The following is a 25,151-nucleotide window of genomic DNA, read 5'->3' as shown; positions in this document are numbered from 1 at the left end:
GTGGTCCCGGATTTTTTTGGCCGAACAATTTAATCAAAAAAATTTCAAACCCACAAAACGTTGTGCCACCGGGGCTTGTGAAATAAATTTACACTATAAATGGATTTTGGATAAAAATATTAGTTGCAATTTGAAAATAGCCGTGATATTATTCCCTTATCGAATTGATACGAGATAACTTATACAAGATAACGGAGGATTCTAACATGGCAAATCATTTTGACTTACACGCTGCACTGACGCTCGCCACTCAGCCGGGGCCATTTATGACCATGACCCTACCGGTAACGGGGATTCCGGCCACTGACCGGACCCAATTTAAAAGTCTTCTCAAACAAGGAAAGGAACGCTTAGCAAAAGTCGCGCCTGACAGAGCGTGGTCGGCTTACGATGAAGCGTTTGGCCCATTTAGTCACGGTCCACTGACCAACGGGAGTGCGGCGGGCCTGCTGATCATGGCGGGGCCCACGGATAGCTACCACTACTGGTTGCACACGCCGGTGACGGCCACGGTGACGGTCACTTACCAACCCAACGTCCTGCCCATTTTACAGGCGCGGGACCAGACCAGTGACTTCGACCTGTTGTTACTCAGTCAGGATGCCTTTGAGCTGGCGCAGGTCCGTAGCGGGCGGCCGGAACTGGTCAACCTACCCGTCGACGCGCCGGCCACGCTGACCCAGGCGCTGGGCAGTGAGCAACGCGGTCGGGGACGGTGGCAACGGTCAGCGGGTGACCAGACCCATTACAGCGGGACGGGGTCACTCGATGCGGCTCAGGCAGCCGACCAGCGGAATTATTTCCTGATGGTCGACAGCTACGTCAGTCAGCACTACTCCAACGTGGACCAGGTGCCGTTGATCTTGGTAGCTAGTGCCAGCAACCAGGGGAATTTCCGCAAGGTCTCTCAAAACGCTTACCTGGACCCCGTCGTCCAGTTGGTGCAAAATCCCAACCTGGCGGCGGCCAACCAGACCTTGGCGGCAGTGACCCTCAAGGTATCTGAACAGCGCCACCAGCAAGCCACTCAGGTTCGCCACGACGTCTATGCTAAGGCGCGGCAGGGACAGCAGGTCGTCCAAGACCTCGGTGCCCTCGCCACAGCGGCGGTCCAAGGACAGATCACCAAGCTCTGGATTCGTGCCGAGGCCACCCAACCCGGTCACCTGACCGCACAGGGGGAAGTCATGACGACCACGGCCCTCAGCCGGCAAAATAACCTCTACAACGACCTGGCACTCCTGGTGAGTCGCCTGGGCGGCCAAGTAGAGGTCCTCCCGGCAGAGGCAATGCCGACCCGGAGCCCCGTGGCGGCGCAACTCCAGCTACGCGCGGCGTTGTTACACTAAACCACGACATAACATAGTTTATCTAGGCCAGCGGACAGAGAGACGCTGGTCTTTTACTTGCAGTTAGCTGACGAGATTTGCTGGGCCGGCCGCCTTGCCGTTCGTCAAATAGGCGCTGGAACGCGGTGGGCGGCGGGTCGAGCCAAAGTGCGGTCTCGACACCTCGCTTTGAGCCGCAGGTCACGTCTCAAAGACGCCAGTTCCCTAACCGGCCAAGCCCCAGCCGCTAAGGGAACTCCCACGGCTGAGCGCCTATTTGACGAACTATCGGCTAGGGTCGTGGTTGACGGCCACGGAAGTTGAAGACGACGAGATGATAGCACTGTTTGTGGGCACTAACGTTGTCGGAGAAGGTCGGGGGGCGTTAGCTGTGTCGACGGTGCTGGCTGAGGTCTCTATCTACGGCATGGGGGCTGTCAGGCGAACCGGAAGATCGTCCCTCAGGCTAGAGGTGTCCCCCTAGTAGATAGCCTAGTAGTCGCAAGTACTGGTTTGGCTGGTGGATTGGCCGAACAGTAAGCCGGCCAGCAACGGTGACCAGCGCCCCAACCTTGTCAGGTTACTTAGGTAATTAAGTTTAAGATTCGACTTAACCGGGCAAGTTGAGGGGGTCAATCGCGAAGGGCTGTGCTAAAATATAACGTAGACATTAATAGGAGGCGTGACGCGATGATCTACGGAACCGGCATTGATATTACCGACTTGGCCCGGGTGCAAGCCGTGGTGGCCAAACAGCCACTGTTTTTAAACAAGGTGCTGACGCCTAACGAACTGCACGACTATCAGCAGTTACAAGGGCAACGGGCAGTCGAATTTATCGCCGGACGCTGGTCAGCCAAAGAATCTTACAGCAAAGCCATGGGTACTGGTATTGGGGCCACCGTGGGCTTTCAGGACATTGAGATTCGCGACAATGCGGCTGGTCGGCCCATCGTTGTCCACCACCCGTTTGGGGGCATTGCCCACGTTTCCATTTCACATACGGCGACGTTGGTGATGACGCAGGTTATCCTAGAAAGAGGGAAATAATCATGGTAGTTGGGGTTCATCGGCCAACCAAGTTAGTGATTGATCGGCAAGCGTTACGGGAAAATATTCACACGGCGGTCTCCCGGTTAGCGCCCGGGTGCGAATTGTTTATGGTTGTTAAGGCTAACGGTTACGGCCACGGGGCCATCCAGGTCGCCCAGGCGGCCAAGGATGCCGGCGCCACGGGTTTTTGCGTGGCCATTTTAGATGAGGCCTTGGAGTTGCGGTCCGCGGGCTTCAACGAACCCATTTTGGTATTAGGGGTGGGGGACCCAGCGGATGCGCCGTTGATGGCTGAAAAGCGTATTTCGGCGACGGTCGCGGCACAAGACTGGTTGACGGAAGCGCACCAATACTTGGCGTTGGCCCACGTGACGGCGCCGTTGCAAGTACACTTGGGTCTGGATACCGGCATGGGCCGCATTGGCTTTAAGACCAGCACGGCCTTACAAACGGCGGTGGCTTACCTCAACGCGCACGCTGATTTGAACTTTGAGGGGATCTTCACGCATTTCTCCACGGCTGACAGCGCAGACGACCACTATTTCAAGCAACAGGTGGCGACGTGGCACGCTTTGACCAGCAAATTGACCCGGTTGCCGCGCTACGTCCACGTGTCCAATTCGGCTACCAGTCTGTGGCATGCGGAATGCAACGACAACATGGTGCGGTTTGGCGTGGCCGGGTACGGATTAAACCCTTCAGGGACTGAAGTGGCGGCCCCGTATACCTTACACCCCGCCATGCGTCTAGAAAGTGAATTGGTTCACGTAAAACGGGTCGTTGCCGGCGAATCCGTCGGGTATGGTGCGACCTACACGGCTCAAGAACCGGAATGGGTCGGGACGGTTCCGATTGGTTACGCGGACGGTTACGAGCGGCGGCTACAAGGCTTTCATGTCCTCATTGCCGGTCAACCTTGCGAAATCATTGGCCGCGTCTGCATGGATCAACTGATGGTGCGGTTACCTCAGGAATTTGCCCGGGGAACCCAGGTCACGTTGGTGGGTCGTGATGGTGACGAAAGCATCAGTCTACAAGACGTTGCCGACTATTGTGGCACAATTCACTATGAGATTGCCTGTGGCTTTACCGCGCGGTTACCGCGGGTTTACGAAAATTAAATTATGGGCTTCTAGTGTCCTGATTCATCGTTTCGTGGTAAACTAGATGAGACGAAGGATTAACTTGAGGAGGGGCAATTCATGGCTCAGTTACAACAATTGAAACGGCCGCAGTTACGGCTGCGCATCACCCGAACAGCACGGCATCAATCGTTGGTTCCCCTGCGTTCAGCAGCGGCGAACAAGCTAGCTTTAATTGTTGGGTATCAGGCAATGGCGCTCATCAACCGAGATTTGGCGCGGGCCTTCACCCCATGTGAAGAGGAAGCCGAACGGCGGTTAACCCAGTTTCGTAGAACCGAGATCAAGAATTAAGTTTAAAAATTAATACAGTTAGGGGATGGCGGCCCATGGCCCGTGTTGAAGTCAAACGCGGTGACGTATTCTTCGCCGACCTATCACCAGTCGTTGGTTCGGAGCAAGGTGGCATGCGCCCCGTGTTAATCATCCAAAACAACGTGGGGAACCACTATAGTCCGACCGTAATCGTGGCGGCAATCACCGCTCGGATCGAGAAGCCTAAAATGCCGACACATGTCGGCATTTCCGCAGCTCGGACCGGAATTGAGCGGGATTCCGTCATTTTGCTTGAGCAAATTCGGACCATTGATAAGCAGCGATTGAAAGATCAGGTTACCCACTTGGACGTAAAAACGATGGCGGCGGTCGACGCTGCCCTTGCAACCAGTATCGGCTTGGTGGACAAGGCGCGTAAGAGAAAAGCGAAATAGATTTCGTACATAGCATTGCGGCAAAAAAAGCTGGAGAATCACCTCTTTTTGGTGATTCTCCAGCTTTTTGTCTACCGCTGCCCTCAGACTGGTTCTGGCTGTCGCCTTACCGTCCGTCCCATATGAGACGGTGACCACGACCAGGTAGATACCTAAACCAGTGCCTGCGGCTGTCAGGGGTTCCGCCTGCTATGGGGAACGGCTCCAGCCAAAAAGCGGGCTTCCACCTCGCTTTGAAGACTGGCGAGGTTTGCCAGGCTTCAAAGTCGTCCCACGCTGTAGGCTGAGAAAATACCTCAGCCAACACCGTCGACACAGCTGGCTCCACCCCTGACTGCCTCCAGCAAAGTGGTGACTTCGAACGGCACTGTCTCAATGAATGGTGGCAGCCGGTGTGATTACTGTCGTGTTTTCACCCGAGTATGGCATCATTAATGTGGTCGAGACACCGCTTCCGTACGTAAGGTGATGAATCGCGGTGGGGAGGACTGCTAGACTATAGCTGGTCTATTTTGACAAGCGGTTAGGTGCCACCGTCGGTCATTGCTGACTTGGGTCGTAATGGTTAAGCCAATCACGACTGGCCGACTGGTGCCGTGATTTTGTCAAGGTTGCCATCAACCACTAGCGTAGCCGAGAGTCCGGCCCATATGAGCTCAGCCGTGGGAGTTCCCTTAGCGGTGGTTTTGGCCGCTTAGGGAACTGGCGTCTTTGAGACGCGGGCTTCGGCTCAAAGCGAGGCCGAGACCGCTTCTCAGGCTCGGTCCGGTCCGCCCACCGCGTTCCAGTCTCATATGGGCCGGACGGTAGGCGGCAGTCAGGGCTAGTATCGTCAGCCACATTGCCAAAAACAGCCAAACAAAAAGGCCAGCCGCCGTGGCGACTGACCGGGAAAGCTGGCTTAGTTTTCGTGCCGGAGATCTTCAATTTCTGGCACGTGGAATTCTTTACGTTCCAGCGCCTTGACAATGCGGTCGAGTTTTTCCTCGTCCACTTCGGCGGGCAGGGTGAACATGGTCCGGTGAACCAGTTCGCCTTCCTGCGCGTCCAGACTAATGACACTGGCGATGGACGTGTACTTGGTGATGATCTTGGCCATGCCGGCCAGGTCGCCACGTTCACCAGCAGAGACTACCGTGATCACGTAACTGCCGATGTTGACGTTCCAAGACTGGGACAGCATGTCCATCAACCGCGTATGCGTGAGGATGCCGTAGAAGGCGTTCTTATCGTCCAAGACCGCGATGTAAGGTAAATCCTTGATGGAGAAGAAAACGTTGAAGAAGGCCGCGTTAACGGAAATAAACTTGGTGGCGTTCTTCAGTAATGATGTCACCGGGAGCTGCATGTCGCCGCCCCGGGATTTATGACGATAGATATGCATCTTGTAGATGTTTCCTCGGAAAATTTGCCCCGTTTCATCTAGAATTGGCACACACCGATAGCCTGAGTCTTCCAAGACCTTCAAGGCTTGTTCCAAGGTGACGTCCTCGCGAACCGTAACCAAACGTTCCTTCGGCTTCACTAGGGATTTAAGCAGCATAGCAGATGACCTCCTAAAAATTAGAAACTTCTAATAATCTCCTCTAATAATACCATATTTTACCCCCCAACGGGTAGCAATTTCGGGGGAATTTCGTGTTAAAATAAAAGAAAGTTGGTTAAGGAGGGAAGACCCCGTGAAGAATTCAAACGATCCTGAAGATAAGCCAATCATTACGAAAAAATGGTTGTATTGGACGTTGGCTGCCTTCGTGGCCATTTTAATTTTATTGGCCATTGGGATGATTTTCTAGTTCCCAAAAGTGGCCGCAAAAAAGTGGCAACTCTTCGCAAAGGAGAGCTGCCACTTTTTTTAAAATTCAATTAGAAGACGATAACTGGGGTGCCCACTTTGACATTGGCAAAGACTGCCGCAATCTTCGAAGGTGGGGTGTTCACGCAACCGTGAGACCCGTGTGTCTTGTACCAGGTGCCACCGTATTGTGGTTGCCACGAAGAATCGTGGATCCCCACGCCGGTGTCATCGATTGGCATCCAGTACTTCACTGGGGAAGCGTAACTGGACCCATTGTCGTTTTGACCACGTAAGGTGGCGTTGCGTTGCTTACTCCAAATGACCCAAACACCAGTTGGCGTGTGGTGCGCAGTCGTTGGTAACCCAGTCACAACGTCGGTTGAAACGACGACTTTTCCGTTCTTGTAGACCCACATGTGCTGGTTAACTTTATCAACTTCAACGTACGATTTACCGATGTCCGTGCCATCGCTATGGTAGCCGCTGCCTTGAATGGCCGGCGTCCGGTCCATGCCTTTACCCGCCAACACATCTTTACTCAGTGCAGGGGTTTCAGACTTCACTTTGATGCTCCAGCCATACAGACCAGCCTTGACCTTGACCGTACCGCGCTTAGTTGACTTAAACGTCCGGGTCTTGTTGATGGTCCCGTACTTGCTGCTGAGCTTGGTCAAATAAGTCTTGATGGCCGCATTATCCGTGGTCAGCTTGCCGTTCTTAAACGTTAACCAGCTGGCAATCGTCTCACTTGGAATCGTGATCTTATGCCCGCTGAGTTTGTAACGGTAAGTTTCTTGGGTAATGGATTGGGCCTTGGCTTTCGCCGTCTTAAAGGTCGTAGAGGTCGTGGTGACTTTCGGTTGGAGATAATCGCCGGAAACGTCGACCGTGTTCGCGCCCTTTTCGATGGCTGAAGTGATGGTTTTGGCTAACTTGCTGGCATCGAGTTGGTTACCTTTTTGTTCTTTGGTAACGACCCAGCTGCCATCTTGGTAGCTAAATGAGGCATCTTTGGCAGCCGTCCGCGTCTTGTTCGCCTTAGTCGCAATCGATTTGGCGAGGGCCTGGACGCTTTCTTGATTCTCGTCACTGGCATTGAGCTCGAGGCTGTCTGCGGTGGCGGTCGTCACGTGGGCGGGCCAACTCCAAATATTTTGCTTACCAATCAATTGTTTGAGGGCCGCCGTGGAGGTGACTTTCAGGTCAACTTGTTTGGTTTTAATGGTGGAGACGGTTTGACTGCCATCCTTTAATGTATATTGCTGATTCTTCAGCGCCGTTTTTAACTTGGCCGCCGCTTGGCTAGCCGTGTTGCCACCGACGTTAACGCCGGCAATCTCCGTGTCCTTAAAGAAGACTTGGGCTGAAGAGTAATGAATTGCTTGTCCAACGTAAATGGCACCGACCGCAACTACTGCGGTCACTAAGCCAATCACGAGGCCTTTTTTCTTTTTCATGGGTACAACCTCCTAAAATAGCCAGTGGAGGAAAAGTCGTCATGCTTAATTATCCCTGTTAGCATACTCCCAGCTTACTTCAAAGTACCTTAAATGGCAACGTGAACGCATTTATGATAACGGTTACATTACTTTCAGGGCGCCTATCACACGAATTCAAAAAAATTCTGAGTGCAAGTATTCGGGTGACTTAACCGTTTTGCTATCACGCGATAAACGACACTGAATGTCGGCAGAAAGAAACGCCAACCGGCTGTTAGACGTGTCAAGTAACATGCACGGTACACCTGGTTTTGCAGACTAGGTATCGATCGAGTGGGCCCGTCACTCAGCGGCTGGCAGAGGCTGCTCTGACTATCTCCAACTTTCCCAGTATATAGTTTTAATGCTGACCAATCACGGCAAACGAACTGGTCAATCGTCAGTAGATAGAACGGGAGCGTTATGGTGAAGACTAGTCCCGTTATCAGGCTGACTATCGGGGGACGGGTGGCAGGACGCCTGGTCGGATTTGCCGGTAAATAGGTCGCCTACGTTGGGGGACTAGTCATACCCGTTTTGTGGAGAGGCGGCAGGACGTCACTAGAAGGACACCAACAATGGAGCTGGCGGATTCAAACGTTGGAGCTAAGCGGCTGGTTGCTGACCACCACCACGTAGCCGATAGTTCGCTAGAGATGAGTTCAGCTGTGGGAGTTCCCTTAGCGGCGTGGGCCATGGCGCTTAGGGAACTGGCACCTTGGAGACGCGGGTTATCGGCTCCAAGGTGAGGCCCAAGACCGCTCTTTGGCTTGGGCCGGCGCCCTCAGCGTTCCAACTCATCTCTAGCGAACGGCAAGGCGGCCAGCTCCATCCAGGTTGCGGACAACAACCACCGCATCCCAACCCACAAAAAAATCGCCGCTCCAGTGAAGGAGTGGCGATTCAAGTGATTTAGCTTAGCCTTCGAGGGCAGCTAAACCATCAGCAGTAACCTTCTTTAAGGTTTCAGCTGACTTAGCCATCAAGTCCTTTTCCTTGTCAGAAAGAGGCACTTCGATAACCTTTTCGATTCCCTTAGCATTGATGATTGCTGGGGTACCGATGAAGATATCGTTCAAGCCGTATTCACCGTTCAGTGGGGCACCGACAGGCAATACCGCGTTTTCGTCACGCAGGATAGCCTTGGTGATCCGCATCAAGCAGGTGGCAACACCATAGAAGGTTGCGCCCTTACGGTTAATGATTTGGTAAGCCTTGTTACGGGTGTCATCTTCGATCTTAGCTAAGTCGTCATCAGTGATGCCGTGTTCCTTAGCGATGGTCTTCAATGGCTTGGAACCGATAGTGGCTTCGTCGTAAGCGGCGAATTCGGAATCACCATGTTCACCCATGATGTAAGCTTCAACGTTCCGTGGGTCAACGTCCAGCTTGTTAGCCAGCGCAACACGCAGACGAGAAGTATCCAATGAAGTCCCAGAACCAATAACCTTTTCCTTAGGGAAGCCAGAGAACTTCCAAGTAGCGTAAGTTAAAATGTCAACTGGGTTAGCAGCGATCACAAAGATGCCGTCGAAACCGGAATCAACGACTGGCTTAACAACAGCCTTGATGATCTTCAAGTTCTTGTTGACTAAGTCCAGACGAGTTTCGCCTGGCTTTTGAGCGGCACCGGCAGTGATGACAACCACGTCTGCATCCTTGCAGTCGGAGTAATCGCCAGAGTATACCTTTTTAGGTGCGGTGAAGACTTGTGCATCCTCGAGGTCAAGGGCGTCCCCTTCGGTCCGTTCCTTAACAACGTCCACAATAGCTAATTCTTCTGCTAATCCTTGGTTTACCATTGAGTAGGCGAAAGCTGAACCAACAGCGCCGTCCCCAACTAAAACAACTTTTTGATGAGTCTTAGTAGTCAAATTCTTCATCTCCAAATAAGTATTTTGACATCAAGGTACGCAATAATACCCGTGAGTTAGTATACCATGTTAAAAGCCTGAAAGCTATCGCTCAGACCCGAATTTTGTGAAAAACATCATTTATTTTTTCATGGGTCAGTTATCTAGACGAAAACACGTCATGACGGTGAATGAGCAACTTGCTCCCCGGAAAGACGCGCTTGGGACGTGAAAATAACCCGGGAAAAGGACCGGCTAAATTCACATGGAACTCCCGATGAGAAGTGATTCAGCGGCGAGATTTCGGCAAGTGAGCCGGCCGTAGCAGCCTTTCACAAGCTAACAGAAAACGGTCATTTTTTACCAGTTTCATGGAAAAGTTTGGTCACATTTCACAAGTCACAGGGCCCACATGCCGGCCCCGTTCAAAATAAATTTAATTATTTTTCACATGACCGATTTTTAACCGAATTTGTGAAAATCGGCAGCGGGGACAGTTGGCCGATTGCGCAAGCAGGTTCCGTGAAGTTCAGGGGGGACTATGCTATACTCAAGGGTGGTAATTTTGAATCGAGAAAATAATCTGAGCGGCTGAACGGTGAGGTATGGCTTCCGTCCAGCTCTTTTGTCTCTAGCTCAGGAGAACTGCACTAAGGGAGAATAATTTTAAAATGAAAATGATCGTTGGTTTAGGAAATATCGGTCCGCAATATGACGGCACTCGGCACAACACCGGTTTCATGGTCGTGGATGCGTTTGCCAAGGAACACAACATCACGCTGAACACGCGTAAGATGGATGCCCGCTTCGGCAGTGGCGTGGTCAACGGCGAAAAGGTTTTGTTGGTCAAGCCCACCACCTTTATGAACGAATCCGGCCGGGCCGTGCACCCCATCATGAACTATTTCAAGATCGACGTGGACGACATCATGGTCGTTCACGACGACATGGACCTGCCGGTGGGACGGATTCGCTTGCGGGACCACGGTTCAGCCGGGGGGCACAACGGCATCAAGAGCATCATTGCTCACGTGTCGACGGAGAAATTCAAGCGGCTGCGGGTCGGCATCGCCCATCCCCAACAGCACACCGTCGTGGATTACGTGTTGGGCAAATTTACCACGGACCAGCAACCACTCTTCAACCAGGCCACGGATCAAGCCGTCGCGGCGTTGGACGACTGGTTAGCCGGGAGTGAGTTTACGCAGCTGATGAACCAGTACAACTAGGATAGGAAGTTATCGCGTGAATTTAGAAGAATTTATGACGCAGACCGTGCAATTTCAAACGATCAAGCGGACCTTAGCGCCGGGCCAGCGCCAACTGGTGACCGGGCTAAACGGGTCCGCCGAAACGTTGTTCATTGCCAGTTTGCTCCATGACCAACAACGGTCGATCGTCTATGTGACGGACACCTTATATCACGCCGGCCAACTCGTCGATGATCTCGCCAATCTTTTGCGCGACGACGAGCTCTTTGAGTTTCCCGTTGAAGAATTATTGGCGGCCGAGGTGGCCACGAGTTCACCGGAATACCGCTCGGCTAGAATCGACGCCTTGCGCGCCTTACAAAGTGACCATCCCGTCGTCATCGTGACGGCACTGTCGGGGTTGCGGCGCTTCTTACCCGCGCCCGACAATTTTGCGGCGGCCCGGTTCACGGTCAAGGTCGGCGACGATTTTGACCTCGAAGCCCTGCAGCAGAAGCTGTTTGCCATGGGGTACGCCCACCAGAAATTAGTGGCGGCCCCTGGGGATTTTGCCGTGCGGGGGTCCATTGTGGACATTTACCCGTTGGCGGCGGACTATCCGGTGCGGCTGGACTTCTTTTATACCGAGGTGGACTCCTTACGGTACTTTGACCCCGCTACGCAGCGGAGTATCGAAAATGCCGAACAGGTGGAAGTCTTGCCAGCGACCGACTTCATTTTAACAGCCGCGGAACGGACGGCGGGGGCCAGTGCCCTGAGTGATGCGTTGCACACGCAGGCGGCTAAGCTAGACGCCGAGGGGGCAGAAACGCTGACCAACCAGGTCCAACCCCTGATCGATGGGTTGCAAAAGGGTTCCGTTGACCCGCAATTAATGGAGTTTGCCGATTATTTATTCCCAGAACACCACCAACTGCTGAACTACTTACCCGCAGATGGACTGGCCTTGTTCGGGGACTATTCGCGTCTTCAGGATGCTGAACGGCAATTGCTGGAAGACGAGGCCAATTGGGCGACCGATAAATTGAGTCACCACCAGATCTTTGAACAACAGGTCTTTGGCGGCGAGCTGCGGCCCATCGTCAAGGCTGACGATCACGCCCAGATTATGTTGGCGTTGTTCCAAAAGGGGATGGGCAGCTTACGATTCCAAGCCATCACCAACGTCACGACCCGGGCTATGCAACAGTTTTTCGGGCAGTTGCCGGTCATGAAGACGGAGATCGACCGCTGGCAGAAGCAAAAACAAACGGTGGTTCTCTTAGTTCAAGACGAGGAACGGTTGGAGAAAATCGAAAAGACGCTGGATGACTTTGAAATCAAGGTCGTGCTGACCAAGTCGGCCAACCTACAAGCCGGCATTACGCAACTGGTTCCAGAACGACTCCACACCGGGTTTGAATTGCCCGAGGCCAATCTGGTGATCATCACGGAAGCCGAGATGTTCCAGAAGATCACCAAGAAGCGGCCGCGGCGCCAAACCATGGCCAACGCGGAACGGTTGAAGAGCTATACCGATTTGAAGCCCGGCGATTACGTGGTCCACGTCAATCACGGGATTGGGAAATTCATCGGGATGCAGACGTTGACCGTCGATGGCGTGCACCAAGACTACATGACCATCGATTACCAGGACAACGCCCAACTGTTTATTCCGGTCACGCAGCTGAACCTGATCCAAAAGTACGTGTCCTCCGAGGACAAGAAACCGAAGATCAACAAGCTGGGCGGATCCGAGTGGGCCAAGACTAAACGCAAGGTTGCGGCCAAGATCGAAGACATCGCTGACGAATTGGTCGACCTGTACGCCAAGCGTGCGGCCGAAAAGGGCTATGCTTTCCCACCGGACGACTCGCTACAGACGGACTTTGAAAATGACTTTCCGTACGCCGAGACGCCTGACCAACTCCGGACGATTGAAGAAGTCAAACACGACATGGAAAAGCCGCGGCCCATGGACCGCTTGCTGGTCGGTGACGTGGGCTACGGGAAGACCGAAGTGGCCTTGCGGGCGGCATTTAAAGCCGTTGAAGCCGGCAAACAGGTCGCCTTTTTAGTGCCCACGACCATTTTGGCGCAACAACACTATGACACGATGGTCAGCCGCTTCGAGGGCTACCCCATCAACGTGGAAATGTTCTCGCGGTTCCGGACGACCAAGCAGATTCACCAGTCCATCAAGGACCTGGAGAGTGGCAAATTAGACATCGTGGTCGGCACGCACCGGTTGTTGTCACAGGACGTGAAGTTTAAGAACCTGGGACTGGTGCTGGTCGATGAGGAACAACGCTTCGGGGTCAAGCACAAGGAGCGGCTCAAGCAGTTGAAGGCCAACGTTGACGTGTTGACGCTGACCGCCACGCCAATTCCGCGGACCCTGCACATGTCGATGCTGGGGGTCAGAGACCTTTCTGTCATCGAGACGCCACCGGCCAACCGGTTCCCCATTCAGACCTACGTCATGGAACAAAATGCCGGGGCCATTCAAGACGGGATTCGCCGGGAAATGCAACGGGGCGGTCAAGTCTTTTACCTGCACAACCGGGTGGAGGACATCGAAAAGACCGTGGGCCAGGTCCAATCCCTGGTTCCCGAGGCCCGTGTCGGCTTCATCCACGGGAAGATGACGGAAGCTCAACTCGAATGCGTGCTCTTTGACTTTCTGCGCGGCGAATACGACGTGCTGGTCACGACGACCATCATCGAGACGGGGATCGACATTCCTAACGCCAACACGCTGTTCGTCGAAAATGCCGACCGAATGGGCCTGTCGCAGCTGTATCAACTGCGGGGGCGGATTGGGCGCAGCAACCGGGTGGCTTACGCGTACTTCACGTACAAGCCTAACAAGGTGCTGACCGAGGTCAGTGAAAAGCGGCTGGAGGCTATCAAGGACTTCACTGAGCTGGGCTCTGGCTTCAAGATCGCCATGCGGGACCTGTCGATTCGGGGCGCAGGTAACTTACTTGGCAAACAGCAACACGGGTTCATCAATTCCGTGGGGTATGACTTGTACACGCAAATGTTAAGTGAAGCCGTGGCCAAGAAGCGCGGGAAGAAGACGCAACCGAAGACCGATACCACGGTTGAACTGGGTGTTGAAGCTTACCTGCCGAGTGATTACATTGAAGATGAACAACAGAAGATTGAAATGTACAAACGGATTCGCCAACTGGAAAATGATGACGAGGTCAGTGAGATTCAAGCCGATCTGATCGACCGGTTTGGCGAATACCCCGAAGCCGTAAGTCAGTTACTCACGATTGGGCAATTGAAGCTGGCGGCCGATTTGGCCCTGGTTGACAAGATTCGCCGGGTCAACGGGGATGTCTTCGTCACGATTTCCAAGCAGGGGACCGATATCTTAGGCGGCGAGGACGTCTTCAAGGCGTTGGCCGCCACGGATCTGAAGGCAACCGTCAGCATCAACGACGACCGCCTGCACATCAAGCTGGTCATCCAACCGAAGATGACGGTCAACGACTGGTTGCCGCAGGTGCACCAATTCTTGGCCGCCCTGCGCGACATTGTCGCCAAAACCACGAAGCCCCAAGACAATGCGGCGGCTACGACGGACAAGTAGCCGTTACTGTGGTGGGGCTGGCCGCCTTGCCGCTCGCTAGAGATGCATTGGAATGCTGAGGGCGTCGGGTCAAGCCAAAGAGCGGTCTTGACCCGCAACTTGAAGCCGATAGCTCGCGTCTCCAAGTTGCCAGTTCCCTAAGCGCCGTGGACCATGTCGCTAAGGGAACTCCCCCAGCGTTCCAGGCTAGATTTCGCGCCGCGGTAAGGCGGACTGAAAAAAATTTCAAGGAGGGTGTCGATGGGCAACCGCAATGTAAATACGACCTTGCAGGGGGCCCTGATTCTCTCGATAGCCGCGTTCATCGCCAAGCTATTGAGTGCCGTCTACCGGGTACCCTTTCAAAATATGGTCGGCAACACCGGTTTTTACGTGTACCAACAGGTCTACCCGCTCTACGGCATTGGCATGACCTTTGCGTTGAGCGGCTTGCCGGTCTTTATTTCCAAATTAATTGCCGAGGCGCCAGACTTGCCAAGCCAACAACTGGTGGCTCGCCAGGTCTCTCGGTGGGTCTGGGGATTGGCTGTGCTCATTTTTGGTGGCCTGATGCTCGGGGCGCCCGCCATTGCGCGAGGCATGGGGGATGCACAACTTGCGCCATTGATTCAGATGGTCGCGTGGATGTTTCTCCTGATGCCCGCGTTGTCCGTGGGCCGTGGCTATCACCAGGGGCGTTTTCACATGTTGCCCACGGCGCGTTCCCAGGTCGTTGAGCAGCTGGTCCGCGTCGTTGTTATCTTAGTGGCGGCCGGCTGGGCGACCAGCCACGACTGGTCCGTTTATCGGATGGGGACCTGGGCGCTCAGTGGCGGAACGGTGGCTGCGGTGGCGGCGTTAGTCGTGTTGCCCCGCTGGCGTCAACCGCAATCGCCCACCCGCTGGCGCGTACCGCATTTGGGCCGGCGCCTACTGATCGAAGGGGGCACCTTGTGTCTTCTGACAGCGATGATGGTGTTGTTACAACTGGTCGACTCCTTTACGGTGAAAAATGGCCTGGTGGCTGGCGGTATGAGCGACTTGGCCGCCAAGAGTCTGAAAGGGGTCTATGACCGAGCCCAGCCGTTGGTTCAGTTGGGACTGGTGGTGGCGGTGGCCTTTGCGACGTCGCTCCTGCCGGCCTTGAGTGAGGCCCAACACCAGGGGCGGCCGCAAGCGTTTAAGCGGCTGACCACGACCATGATGCGCATTGCATTGATGATTGCCAGTGCCGCCACGGCGGGGTTGATCAGTCTGATGCCGTGGATCAACCGGTTGTTATTTGGCGATACGCAAGGGTCGGGAATGCTGGCGGTCTACATGCTGGGCATCATCCTGGCCACGCTGATTCAAACGTACAATAGTGTGTTACAAAGTCAGGACAGCTACCGGCTCACGGTACTGGCCCTGACGGTGGGGTTGCTGGTCAAATGCGTGGCCAACCGCTGGGCCGTGGTGCATTTCGGCGCCGGTGGGGCCAGCTGGCTAACGGTGCTGAGTCTGGCGGTCATGTTCATCGTGATTTGGTACGGCTCGGCTCAAGAGTTGCGAGCTGGGGTCTGGTCACGGGCGTTCATTCGCAAATTGTTAGGGTGTACCATCCTGATGGTCGCCGGGGTCCGCATCGTGGCCACGCTCCTGACGAGCTGGTGGCCGGTGCTGGCTACGGGACGCTTGGCGGCTGGCGTCGGGCTATTGCTGACGATTCCGGTGGGGGTCGTGCTCTTCTTCGGCCTGGCTTTGAGCTGGCAATTGCTGAGCGTGCGCGAATGGCTGGCGATTCCCCACGCAGAAACAATGTTAAGATTGTGGCAAAAATTGCGTCAACACGGAGGAAAATAATATGCGATTAGATAAATATTTAAAAGTCTCACGGATCATCAAGCGGCGTTCAGTCGCTAAGGAAATTGCGGACAAGGGCCGGATCGAAATCAATGGGAAGGTCGCCAAGTCCTCAACGGAAGTCGCCCCTAAGGATGAGTTAGTTATCAAGTTCGGGAACAAAACGTTGACAGTCCAAGTCGACGAGCTCCTGGAAACCACGAAAAAGGACGACGCGGAACGGATGTACACCATCGTCAAGGAAGAGTACGCCCAAGACTTCCGCCAAGACTAATTTTATAGACGCGCGGAGACTGGCAACACTGGCGGGGCTGGTCGCCTACCGTTCGCCAAATACGGGCTGGAACGCGGTGGGCGGACCGGTCGAGCCAAAGGGCGGTCTCGTCCTCGCTTTGAGCCGGCAACCCGCGTCTCAAAGACGCCAGTTCCCTAAGCGACGTGAACCGTGTCACTAAGGGAACTCCCACGGCTGAGCCCGTATTTGGCTTCACTCTCGGCTACGGTAGTGCTTGGCAGTCTCGGCACGTTTTACGATCAAGTTCGTTAGGTCAATGGGCACAGTTGCGCCTATCTGCCGGTAACTTGGAGCAGCGTCAGCGATGTCGGTACCGTTGCCGTGAGGCCAGGAGACGACGAACGGTAGGCGACCAGTACGGAAAGTGTTGCCAATGCTTGGTATACCGCGGAATGTGACGAATGTTTTACAATGTGCGTAAGGCGGTAGACGTGGTATTTGAAACTTGCTATACTCAAGTTAAACTATCTGGTGAAAACTGAGGAGTGAGGGCCATGGCGGACGCGAAACCGACGGCAAAGATTCAACGACTGGAAAACGATTATACGCGGAAATTAGATCACCAACAGGCGGTTGTGCACCATCACCACTGGTTGGGCCATCGGCGCATGCGGCGAGCTACCCGAATCCTCGTGGTGTTCGCGGTATTTGCGGTCATTTTGGGTGTCCAGTTGATCAGAAGCCACGCCAGCCTGCACCAAGTCGATCAGCAAGTCACGACTAGCAAACAACGCCTGGCCAAGTCCCAGGCGAAGAATGCCGACTTGAAGCTAGAAATCAAGCAGCTAAACGATAAGGATTACTTGGGCCAGTTGATTCGGTCCAAGTACTATTACTCCAAGACCGGTGAGACGATTTACAGTCTCCCGGGCGACCACGCCAGTGACGTGACGGCGAAATAAGGTTATTACAAGAGTCTGGGATTTGATTCCTGGGCTCTTTTTGATAGGGTGGTGCCTTGGCGTAGTGGGTGACCGGAGTCATGGTCGGCACGCGAAATAATCGCCACCCGTGTCCTTGGTTTACATCGTTAGCGCAACCGTTTGACGTGCTGACTAATTGGAGCGAAAGTTAATTTAACAAGGTTTACCGGGCGATAAAAAGTTGGTCAAGGGGCTGTAATTTTTTTGTTTGGACGTGTGGCATTGGGGAGAATTGTGTTATACTGAAAGCACTTATTTTAAGGAGGAACTTCTTGTTTATGGCAATCGAGGTTGGAGCTAAAGTTACCGGAAAGGTCTCCGGAATTACGAACTTTGGTGCATTTGTTGATTTAGGTGACCACAAGACCGGGCTGGTGCACATTAGTGAAATTTCTGACGGGTATGTTAAGGATATCCATGACGTGTTATCCGTTGGTGACGAGGTAACGGTTAAGGTATTAACCGTGGGCAATGATGGAAAGATTGGACTGTCGATTCGTAAGGCGACGGACCACCCGGCGTCAGAACGGCCACATCACAACCACAACGAACACCGTGAGAACAATCGCGGCGGCAACCGTGACTTCCACGGCAATCGCGGTGGTGAAAACCACGGTCATGGTGGCCGACGGTTTGAAAACAACGGGTCGCGGCCACATCACGGTTCAGCGAATGGCCGTTTCTCAGGGCATCACTCGGCTAAACATGAAGAAAGCTTCGACGACTTGATGTCAGGGTTCTTGAAGCAAAGTGAGGACCGTTTGGCAACGATTAAACGTAACACTGAAGGTAAGCGTGGTGGCCGTGGTGGCCGGCGCAGCTAATCTGCCTTCAATCAGGACCGCATTCGTGCGGCCCTTTTTGCTAACGGAAGTGGGGGTGTGATGGGTGACACTAGAAACGGCCTTTCAGCAAAATTGGCGGGCCAACGGCTGGGCCGACCCTAAGCGACGTGTCTTAGTGGCGGTGTCGACCGGTGTGGATTCCATGGTGCTGCTGCAGTTGATTTCCCGGCTACCGGCGACGCAACGACCGGCCATCACGGTGGTGCATGTCAATCACCAGTTGCGTCAGCAGAGTCAGACCGAAGAGGCCTTTTTGCGCCAATGGTGTGCCGACCACCAGCTCCCATTGGCGGTGGCAACTTGGCCAATCGCGGCCCATCCCACGCACGGTATCGAGGCGGCGGCCCGAGCGTTTCGTTACCAGTTCTTTCAAAAACAGTTGCAACAACAGCACGCCGCCTGGGTGGCCACGGCGCATCAGGCCGATGAACAGGCAGAAACGATTCTGTTGAAACTGATACGCGGGGGCCAACTGGATCAGCTGACCGGCATGGCCGCGAGCCGACCATTGGCACCGGGCCAAGTGATTCACCCGCTGCTGCCCTTTACCAAGGCCCAGTTGGTGGCCTACGCGCGTGAGCAGCAGCTGCCCTGGTACGAAGATGCCACGAATCAGTCACTGGTTGCCAGCCGGAATCGGGTGCGTCACGAGATTTTGCCGCAACTGCAACGGGAGAATCCGCAGGTCGTCCAGCATCTAAATGGATACGCGCAACAGCTGCAGGCGACCCTAGCCGTCGCCAACCGGTCGCTGGACCAGCAATTGGCCCGCATCGTGACGTCTCATACCCCGGTGACGGGGCAAACCGATCGCCTGTTGGCCGCACCGATTGCGGAGCAGCGACTGTTGTTAGCCCGCTTGCTCAGTCGGACCGCTCCCGGCACGTCGGTGAGCGAGACCCATTTGACGGCTTGTTTACAACTGTTGGCCAGTACGCAACACCCCACGGGTACCGTGGCGTTCGGTCAAGATTGGGTATTCATTAAAACGTATGACCGCTTTCAATTTTTACAACCGAAAAAATTCAAGGAAAAATCCGTGGAACATTTTAGATTTATGGTAGACTTAAACCAATGGCGGTCGGTTGGTAACGGCTGGCAGATTGGTTGCTTTACCACAGCACAGCAACCAACGCTTTCTCCCCATGAAACGGTGGCCCTGACACCGGACCAGTTACCCTTAATGGTCCGATCGTGGCAACCGGGTGACCGCTTACGGCTGGCCACGGGGCATCATCAGTCGGTCCGCCGGGCATTGATCAATGCCAAGGTGCCCCAAGATGAGCGCTCACGGCAAGTCGTCTTGGTCACGGCGACGGGAGACGTGTTGGCCCTGTTAGGGGTGAAGTGGTCGGTCTACCCACCACGGCCGCACACAAAAAACTATCATATTGTTTGGAAACATGAATAGGCGAAAGGGGAACAGCATGAATAACGATATTTTAAAGGTCCTTTACAGTGAGGAAGACATTGCCGCAGCTTGCAAACGGTTAGGCACGCAACTCGCCGAGGATTACAAAGACAAGACACCCTTGATCATCTGTGTGTTGAAGGGGGCCATCTTGTTTATGACCGACGTGATCCGCGACATGGATATTTACGCAACGATTGACTTTATTGACGTCTCCAGTTACAACGGCGGCACGGCTTCTTCCGGGACCATCAAGTTACTCAAGGACCTGGATACCGACGTTGCCGGTCGCGATATTTTGTTAGTTGAAGACATTATCGACACCGGGCGGACTTTGAAGTACTTGGAAGACCTGTTGAAGGACAGAAACGCCAAGTCGATCAAGGTCTGCACCTTGATGGACAAACCCAGTGGCCGCGTGGTTGAGGCCAAGGCGGACTACGTTGGGTTCAACGTGCCGAGTGAGTTTGTCGTGGGCTATGGTCTGGACTATGAAGAAAAGTACCGTAACCTTCCGTACGTTGGTGTTTTAAAGCCCTCAGTCTATTCAGATAAATAATTAGTCAATGATAGTCAATTGTGATAACATCTTATTTAGTTAAGGGGCATTTGCCCTAAATTCTGTTCCTATCTTAATGCTGGGAACTGTGGGTAAGGAGGCACGACATGAATAATCGACGAAATGGGCTGTTTCGTAATAGTCTATTTTACATTGTGATCTTCTTGTTGGTCATTGGTGTTGTTTACTTGTTTAACGGTAACAACAGCAGCTCACAATCCCAAGAAATCCAATCGAGTCAGTTCGTTAAAGATTTAAATGCGAACAAGATCAAGAATTTCTCCATTCAACCTTCCGGGGGAGTTTACAAGATTACCGGTGAGTATCGGAACGCCCAAAAGCGGACGACCAATACAGGCTTTAGTCTCGGCGGTTCACAAAGCACCGCTGTGACCAGCTTCACCACGCAAGTCTTGACGAATAACTCGACGGTTTCCGAGATTGACAAGACCGCCAAGAGTCACAATGTAAAGGTCAACACCAAAGCTGAAGAGTCGAGTGGCTTCTGGATTAACTTGTTAGTCTACGTAGCGCCACTAGTCATTTTCTTCTTCTTCTTCTACATGATGATGGGTCAAGCCGGCCAAGGCGGCGGCAATGGCCGTGTCATGAACTTTGGAAAGAGCAAGGCCAAACCAGCCGACAGCAAGGAAAACAAGGTTCGCTTTGCTGACGTTGCTGGTGAGGAGGAGGAAAAACAAGAACTGGTCGAAGTTGTCGAGTTCTTGAAGAATCCGCGTAAGTTTGTTTCATTAGGTGCCCGGATCCCATCTGGGGTCTTACTTGAGGGCCCACCTGGTACTGGTAAAACGTTGCTAGCGAAGGCGGTGGCTGGTGAAGCCGCTGTACCATTCTTCTCGATTTCTGGGTCAGATTTCGTGGAAATGTTCGTTGGTGTCGGGGCCAGTCGTGTCCGGGATCTGTTTGAACAGGCCAAGAAGGCCGCACCTTCCATCATCTTCATTGATGAAATTGATGCGGTTGGTCGTCAACGGGGTGCTGGCATGGGCGGTGGCCATGATGAACGTGAACAAACGTTGAACCAATTGCTGGTTGAAATGGACGGGTTTACTGGGAGTGAAGGCGTCATTGTGATGGCCGCTACCAACCGTTCAGACGTGTTGGACCCTGCCTTGCTGCGGCCAGGCCGGTTTGACCGGAAGATCTTAGTGGGTCGACCAGATGTTAAGGGTCGTGAAGCTATTCTGAAGGTTCACGCTAAGAACAAGCCATTAGCTAATGACGTTGATTTAAAGGAAATTTCCAAGCAAACCCCTGGCTTTGTCGGGGCTGATTTGGAAAACCTCTTGAACGAAGCGGCCTTACTGGCGGCACGGCGGAATAAGACGCAGATCGACGCTTCTGATTTGGATGAAGCCGAAGACCGCGTTATCGCTGGGCCAGCTAAGAAGGACCGGGTCATCAGTCCCGAGGAACGCAAGACGGTGGCTTACCACGAAGCGGGGCATACCGTTGTTGGGTTAGTCTTAAACGACGCCCGCGTGGTCCACAAGGTAACGATCGTCCCTCGTGGTCGTGCTGGCGGGTACGCCATCATGCTCCCACGGGAAGACCAAATGCTGATGTCCAAGAAGGATGCCATGGAACAGATTGCCGGCTTAATGGGTGGTCGGACGGCCGAAGAGTTAATCTTCCACTCCGAATCATCCGGGGCCTCCAATGACTTTGAACAGGCAACGCAAATTGCCCGTTCCATGGTAACCCAATACGGGATGAGTGACGCCTTAGGGACCGTTGCGCTGGAAAGTGCTGGCGGCCAACCATTTGCTGGTGCTGGCTACCCAGGTCAACCAAGTTACTCAGAACACACGGCTAACTTAATTGATAGCGAAGTTCGCCGGATCATCGGGGAAGCGCACGACACTGCCCGGAAGATTCTGGAAGAACACAAAGCAGAACACAAGATTATTGCGGATGCCTTGCTGAAATACGAAACGCTGGACGAAAAGCAAATTCTCAGCTTGTTTAACACTGGGAAGATGCCGGAAAAGGACGGCAATGACGAATTTCCAAGCGAAAAGGCGGCCACGTTTGAAGAATCCAAGCGCGAATTAGAACGGCGCGAAGCCCAACGACAAGCTTCTACGGAAGCCAAGTTAGCTTCGTCCGCGGCCCAAAACCAGTCCTCAGCGGCTGATTCAGCGGCAAGTTCGGCAGCAGACGATTCACACGATGACACCGATCATTCAGAATAGTCACACGAAGGGCGAGACCTGCATCTCGCTCTTTTTGTTTGGCATTTAGGGTGTGGATAACGACCCGGATGTGGGGGGCGAGGCAGTAGGTGACCTACTGGCAAAGACAGCCGTGATCAGTGACTATCGCTGACACCTCCGTGAGAGTGGTCCGGGTAAGTAAATAGCGGCAAGCCGATGTGCACTGTGGGTAGTGTGAAGTCGCAGGGGAGCCGACGCGAGTGGCCAACAAATCTCAAGTAAACGACCGGCGACCAGGACGCTCACAGTCGTTACTATTTGCAAAAGCCGCGGTTTCTGGTAAGGTAGGGCATGGTGAAAAGACACGAAAGGACGTTTACAAGAATGGCAGATTATTTAGTAAAAAGTTTGATTGATGATGGGATGTTCCGGGCCTATGTGGTCGATGCGACCGAGACCGTGGCCGAAGCCCAACAACGACACGACACCTGGAGTGCCGCCACGGCAGCTTTGGGGCGGACCTTGATTGGGACCATGTTGTTGTCAACCTCCCTATTGAAGGGGGAAGAAAATTTAACGGTCAAGGTCAATGGCCACGGACCCGTCGGCGCTATCGTGGCGGACGGCAATGCCAACGGGACGGTCAAGGGGTATTTGCAATACCCACACGTGAGCCTGCCGTTGAACGAAAAGCATAAGATCGACGTTAAGAAGGCCGTGGGGGTCAACGGGATGTTGACAGTCACCAAGGATCAAGGCTTGGGACAACCCTACACGGGACAGGTGCCGCTGATCTCTGGTGAGCTGGGCGAAGACTTTACCTATTACCTGGCCAAATCCGAACAGATTCCGAGTGCGGTTGGTGTGTCGGTATTCGTACAACCCAATAACACGGTTAAGGTGGCTGGGGGCTTTATGATTCAAACCATGCCGGGGGCCTCCGACGCGGCCATTTCCCGGCTGGAACAACGGCTTAAGGAAATGCCGATGGTTTCAGAACTGCTGTTGGACGGGCAGACACCAGAGGAGATTCTCCAGTTGCTGTTCAAAGACGAAAAGATCAAGATTTTGCAGAAGATGCCAGTCTCCTTCAAGTGTGACTGCTCTAAGGAACGGTTTGCAAAGTCGCTGGCAGCCATTCAACCGGCGGCCTTACAAGAAATGATCGATCAGGACCATGGCGCTGAGGCCGTTTGTCATTTCTGCGGAACCAAGTATGAATATTCAGAAGACGAGTTGCGGCAGATTCTCGCCCAGGCTCAGGCCAAGTAAGGAGGCCGCACATGTCTTGGAAAATTGGGGATGTTGAAATTGCCAATCGCGTGGTGGTCGCCCCAATGGCAGGGGTCACAAACGTTGCTTTTCGCCGCATCTGTAAGTCGTTTGGTGCGGGGTTAGTGACCTGTGAGATGATCTCCGGGCAGGGCATTCACTACCACAATCAACGGACGCTCAAGATGATGGCGGTCGATGCCCATGAGCACCCGATGAGCATTCAGATTTTTGGCGGGACGCAGGAAACGTTGGTACAGGCCGCCCAGTACGTCGACCAGCAGACCAATGCGGACATTATCGACATTAACATGGGCTGTCCGGTCAATAAGGTCGTGAACACGGATGCCGGGGCCAAATGGCTTCTGGATCCACAAAAGGTCCATGACATGGTCGCCGCAGTTGTCTCAGCAGTCGATAAGCCGGTGACGGTCAAGATGCGTACCGGCTGGGATGATCATCACATTTTAGCGGTGGAAAATGCGCTTGCTGCGCAAAGTGGCGGGGCCAGCGCCATTGCCATGCACGGACGGACTCGTAAGCAGATGTACCAGGGACACGCGGACTGGGATATCTTAGCGCAGGTCGCCCGGCACCTGACGATTCCCTTTATGGGTAATGGGGATGTGCGCACCCCCCAGGATGCCAAACGCATGCTGGATGAGGTCGGCGCCGATGCCGTGATGGTCGGACGTGCGGTCATGGGCAACCCCTGGCTCCTGCAGCGCATCAATCGGTACCTAGCGACGGGAGACCTTTTGCCGGAGCCCACGCCAGCAGAAAAAATTGCCACGGCGAAGGAACATTTGCATCAGCTCTGTGAGGCCAAGGGGCCAGTAGAGGGGCCACGCGATTTTCGCAATCAGGTCGCTTACTATCTAAAGGGCATTCCGCACGCGGCCCGCACCAAGGTCGCGCTGACGGATGCCACGGACGAAGCCGTCATGATGACGTTGTTAGATGACTTTTTAGCTAAAATGGCGGCTCGTAGCCAACGCACACCGGTGCACCGCTTTACAGATCGATAACTCACTAGGGCGAGTGGGCTCAAAGACGATTAGCCAGTGAGCATTGAGGTTGATCACCGAGTAATCCTGATTTTGGATTGCTGGTGATCAGGTTTAAGCGGAACCGGCTGTCTTTTGGCACACGTTTCAGCTATATAAAAGTGGTGTGAATGAGCCTGGGAGGTTTTTCCAGGCTCTTTTTTTGATTTATTCTGAAAATTCCCTTGACCGGGATGCAGATAATTGATAAGATATTACCTGTTGCTGATTAACGCAGCCAATGCATAAAGAACAATTTATATGAATAGTCATACAAATTCAAAATTGTGCTTGACGAGTTAAAACGTAACTGATACATTTATGTTGTCACGACGCAAAACAACTTGATTTAGAAATTTGAATATTGAATAAATATTCAAATTAAAATAAAAAAGATGTTGACACGTTTTAAACGACATGATATACTTTAAAAGTTGTCACGGAGCGATTGCTTCTCTGATAACTTGGTAGACCTTTGAAAACTGAACATTGTTTCGACAAACCAAATATGTGTAGGGTGGTTTGATACTTGGTATCAAACCCAAACAATATTTGCGAAGTCAATTCGCTTTTAAAAATGTAACAACAATCGATGAGCTATTCAAGCACATCATCTTTAAGATGAGAGTTTGATCCTGGCTCAGGA

General features: G+C 53.4%; 19 protein-coding genes. 16 read left to right on the top strand and 3 right to left on the bottom strand.

The window, feature by feature from the left end; translation table 11 throughout:
* Positions 1 to 206: 206 nt before the first annotated feature.
* From LKH74_RS11230 to LKH74_RS11210, 5 genes are all read left to right on the top strand, one after another.
* Positions 207 to 1,349 (top strand): baeRF6 domain-containing protein, encoded by a 1,143-nt coding sequence (locus tag LKH74_RS11230; protein WP_287708495.1) that lies wholly within the window; start codon positions 207 to 209, stop codon positions 1,347 to 1,349.
* Between the two features lie 669 nt (positions 1,350 to 2,018).
* The gene (acpS, locus tag LKH74_RS11225; RefSeq protein WP_135368410.1) at positions 2,019 to 2,378 is read left to right on the top strand and encodes a holo-ACP synthase; all 360 of its coding nucleotides are present in this window, start codon (positions 2,019 to 2,021) and stop codon (positions 2,376 to 2,378) included.
* A 2-nt stretch (positions 2,379 to 2,380) separates the two neighbouring features.
* Positions 2,381 to 3,502, top strand: coding sequence for an alanine racemase (alr, locus tag LKH74_RS11220; RefSeq protein WP_287708496.1), 1,122 nt, complete (start codon positions 2,381 to 2,383; stop codon positions 3,500 to 3,502).
* 81 nt (positions 3,503 to 3,583) lie between these two features.
* Positions 3,584 to 3,817, top strand: a complete 234-nt coding sequence (locus LKH74_RS11215; RefSeq protein WP_135368408.1) for a hypothetical protein — start codon at positions 3,584 to 3,586, stop codon at positions 3,815 to 3,817.
* Positions 3,818 to 3,852: 35 nt separating this feature from the next.
* Positions 3,853 to 4,233 carry a type II toxin-antitoxin system PemK/MazF family toxin gene (locus tag LKH74_RS11210; RefSeq protein WP_125576347.1) on the top strand — a complete coding sequence of 127 codons (381 nt, stop codon included), beginning with the start codon at positions 3,853 to 3,855 and terminating at the stop codon, positions 4,231 to 4,233.
* A 901-nt stretch (positions 4,234 to 5,134) separates the two neighbouring features.
* On the opposite strand, the gene cbpA is transcribed toward LKH74_RS11210, so the two are convergent.
* The 3 genes from cbpA to LKH74_RS11195 form a co-directional block, all read right to left on the bottom strand.
* The gene (cbpA, locus tag LKH74_RS11205; protein WP_048732552.1) at positions 5,135 to 5,776 is read right to left on the bottom strand and encodes a cyclic di-AMP binding protein CbpA; all 642 of its coding nucleotides are present in this window, start codon (positions 5,774 to 5,776) and stop codon (positions 5,135 to 5,137) included.
* 323 nt (positions 5,777 to 6,099) lie between these two features.
* On the bottom strand, positions 6,100 to 7,488 hold the full coding sequence (locus LKH74_RS11200) for a L,D-transpeptidase family protein (RefSeq protein ID WP_287708498.1): 1,389 nt from the start codon (positions 7,486 to 7,488) through the stop codon (positions 6,100 to 6,102).
* 938 nt (positions 7,489 to 8,426) lie between these two features.
* Positions 8,427 to 9,392 (bottom strand): L-lactate dehydrogenase, encoded by a 966-nt coding sequence (locus tag LKH74_RS11195; RefSeq protein ID WP_125576351.1) that lies wholly within the window; start codon positions 9,390 to 9,392, stop codon positions 8,427 to 8,429.
* 641 nt (positions 9,393 to 10,033) lie between these two features.
* On the opposite strand from LKH74_RS11195, the gene pth reads away from it, so the two are divergent.
* The 11 genes from pth (at position 10,034) to dusB (ending at position 24,487) form a co-directional block, all read left to right on the top strand.
* Positions 10,034 to 10,591, top strand: coding sequence for an aminoacyl-tRNA hydrolase (pth, locus tag LKH74_RS11190; RefSeq protein ID WP_125576353.1), 558 nt, complete (start codon positions 10,034 to 10,036; stop codon positions 10,589 to 10,591).
* A 16-nt stretch (positions 10,592 to 10,607) separates the two neighbouring features.
* Positions 10,608 to 14,156, top strand: a complete 3,549-nt coding sequence (gene mfd / locus LKH74_RS11185; protein WP_287708499.1) for a transcription-repair coupling factor — start codon at positions 10,608 to 10,610, stop codon at positions 14,154 to 14,156.
* A 240-nt stretch (positions 14,157 to 14,396) separates the two neighbouring features.
* Positions 14,397 to 15,977, top strand: a complete 1,581-nt coding sequence (locus LKH74_RS11180) for a polysaccharide biosynthesis protein (protein ID WP_287708500.1) — start codon at positions 14,397 to 14,399, stop codon at positions 15,975 to 15,977.
* A gap of 1 nt (position 15,978) precedes the next feature.
* Positions 15,979 to 16,251, top strand: a complete 273-nt coding sequence (locus tag LKH74_RS11175) for an RNA-binding S4 domain-containing protein (protein WP_135368403.1) — start codon at positions 15,979 to 15,981, stop codon at positions 16,249 to 16,251.
* Positions 16,252 to 16,766: 515 nt separating this feature from the next.
* Positions 16,767 to 17,174 (top strand): FtsB family cell division protein, encoded by a 408-nt coding sequence (locus tag LKH74_RS11170; protein ID WP_135368402.1) that lies wholly within the window; start codon positions 16,767 to 16,769, stop codon positions 17,172 to 17,174.
* 299 nt (positions 17,175 to 17,473) lie between these two features.
* On the top strand, positions 17,474 to 18,019 hold the full coding sequence (locus LKH74_RS11165) for a S1 domain-containing RNA-binding protein (protein ID WP_287708502.1): 546 nt from the start codon (positions 17,474 to 17,476) through the stop codon (positions 18,017 to 18,019).
* A 64-nt stretch (positions 18,020 to 18,083) separates the two neighbouring features.
* Positions 18,084 to 19,451, top strand: a complete 1,368-nt coding sequence (gene tilS, locus LKH74_RS11160) for a tRNA lysidine(34) synthetase TilS (RefSeq protein ID WP_287708503.1) — start codon at positions 18,084 to 18,086, stop codon at positions 19,449 to 19,451.
* A gap of 16 nt (positions 19,452 to 19,467) precedes the next feature.
* The gene (gene hpt, locus LKH74_RS11155; protein ID WP_135368399.1) at positions 19,468 to 20,010 is read left to right on the top strand and encodes a hypoxanthine phosphoribosyltransferase; all 543 of its coding nucleotides are present in this window, start codon (positions 19,468 to 19,470) and stop codon (positions 20,008 to 20,010) included.
* A gap of 107 nt (positions 20,011 to 20,117) precedes the next feature.
* On the top strand, positions 20,118 to 22,226 hold the full coding sequence (ftsH, locus tag LKH74_RS11150) for an ATP-dependent zinc metalloprotease FtsH (RefSeq protein WP_135368398.1): 2,109 nt from the start codon (positions 20,118 to 20,120) through the stop codon (positions 22,224 to 22,226).
* A 345-nt stretch (positions 22,227 to 22,571) separates the two neighbouring features.
* Positions 22,572 to 23,459, top strand: a complete 888-nt coding sequence (gene hslO, locus LKH74_RS11145; protein WP_135368397.1) for an Hsp33 family molecular chaperone HslO — start codon at positions 22,572 to 22,574, stop codon at positions 23,457 to 23,459.
* Positions 23,460 to 23,470: 11 nt separating this feature from the next.
* Positions 23,471 to 24,487: a tRNA dihydrouridine synthase DusB gene (gene dusB / locus LKH74_RS11140; RefSeq protein WP_287708504.1), complete on the top strand. Its 1,017-nt coding sequence runs from the start codon at positions 23,471 to 23,473 to the stop codon at positions 24,485 to 24,487.
* Positions 24,488 to 25,151: the final 664 nt, after the last annotated feature.

The organism is Levilactobacillus sp., assembly GCF_022646225.1.
Taxonomy (GTDB): Bacteria; Bacillota; Bacilli; order Lactobacillales; family Lactobacillaceae; genus Levilactobacillus; species Levilactobacillus suantsaiihabitans.
Note: the sequence above shows the minus strand (reverse complement) of the source record. Positions and strands in the feature narration are given on the sequence as shown.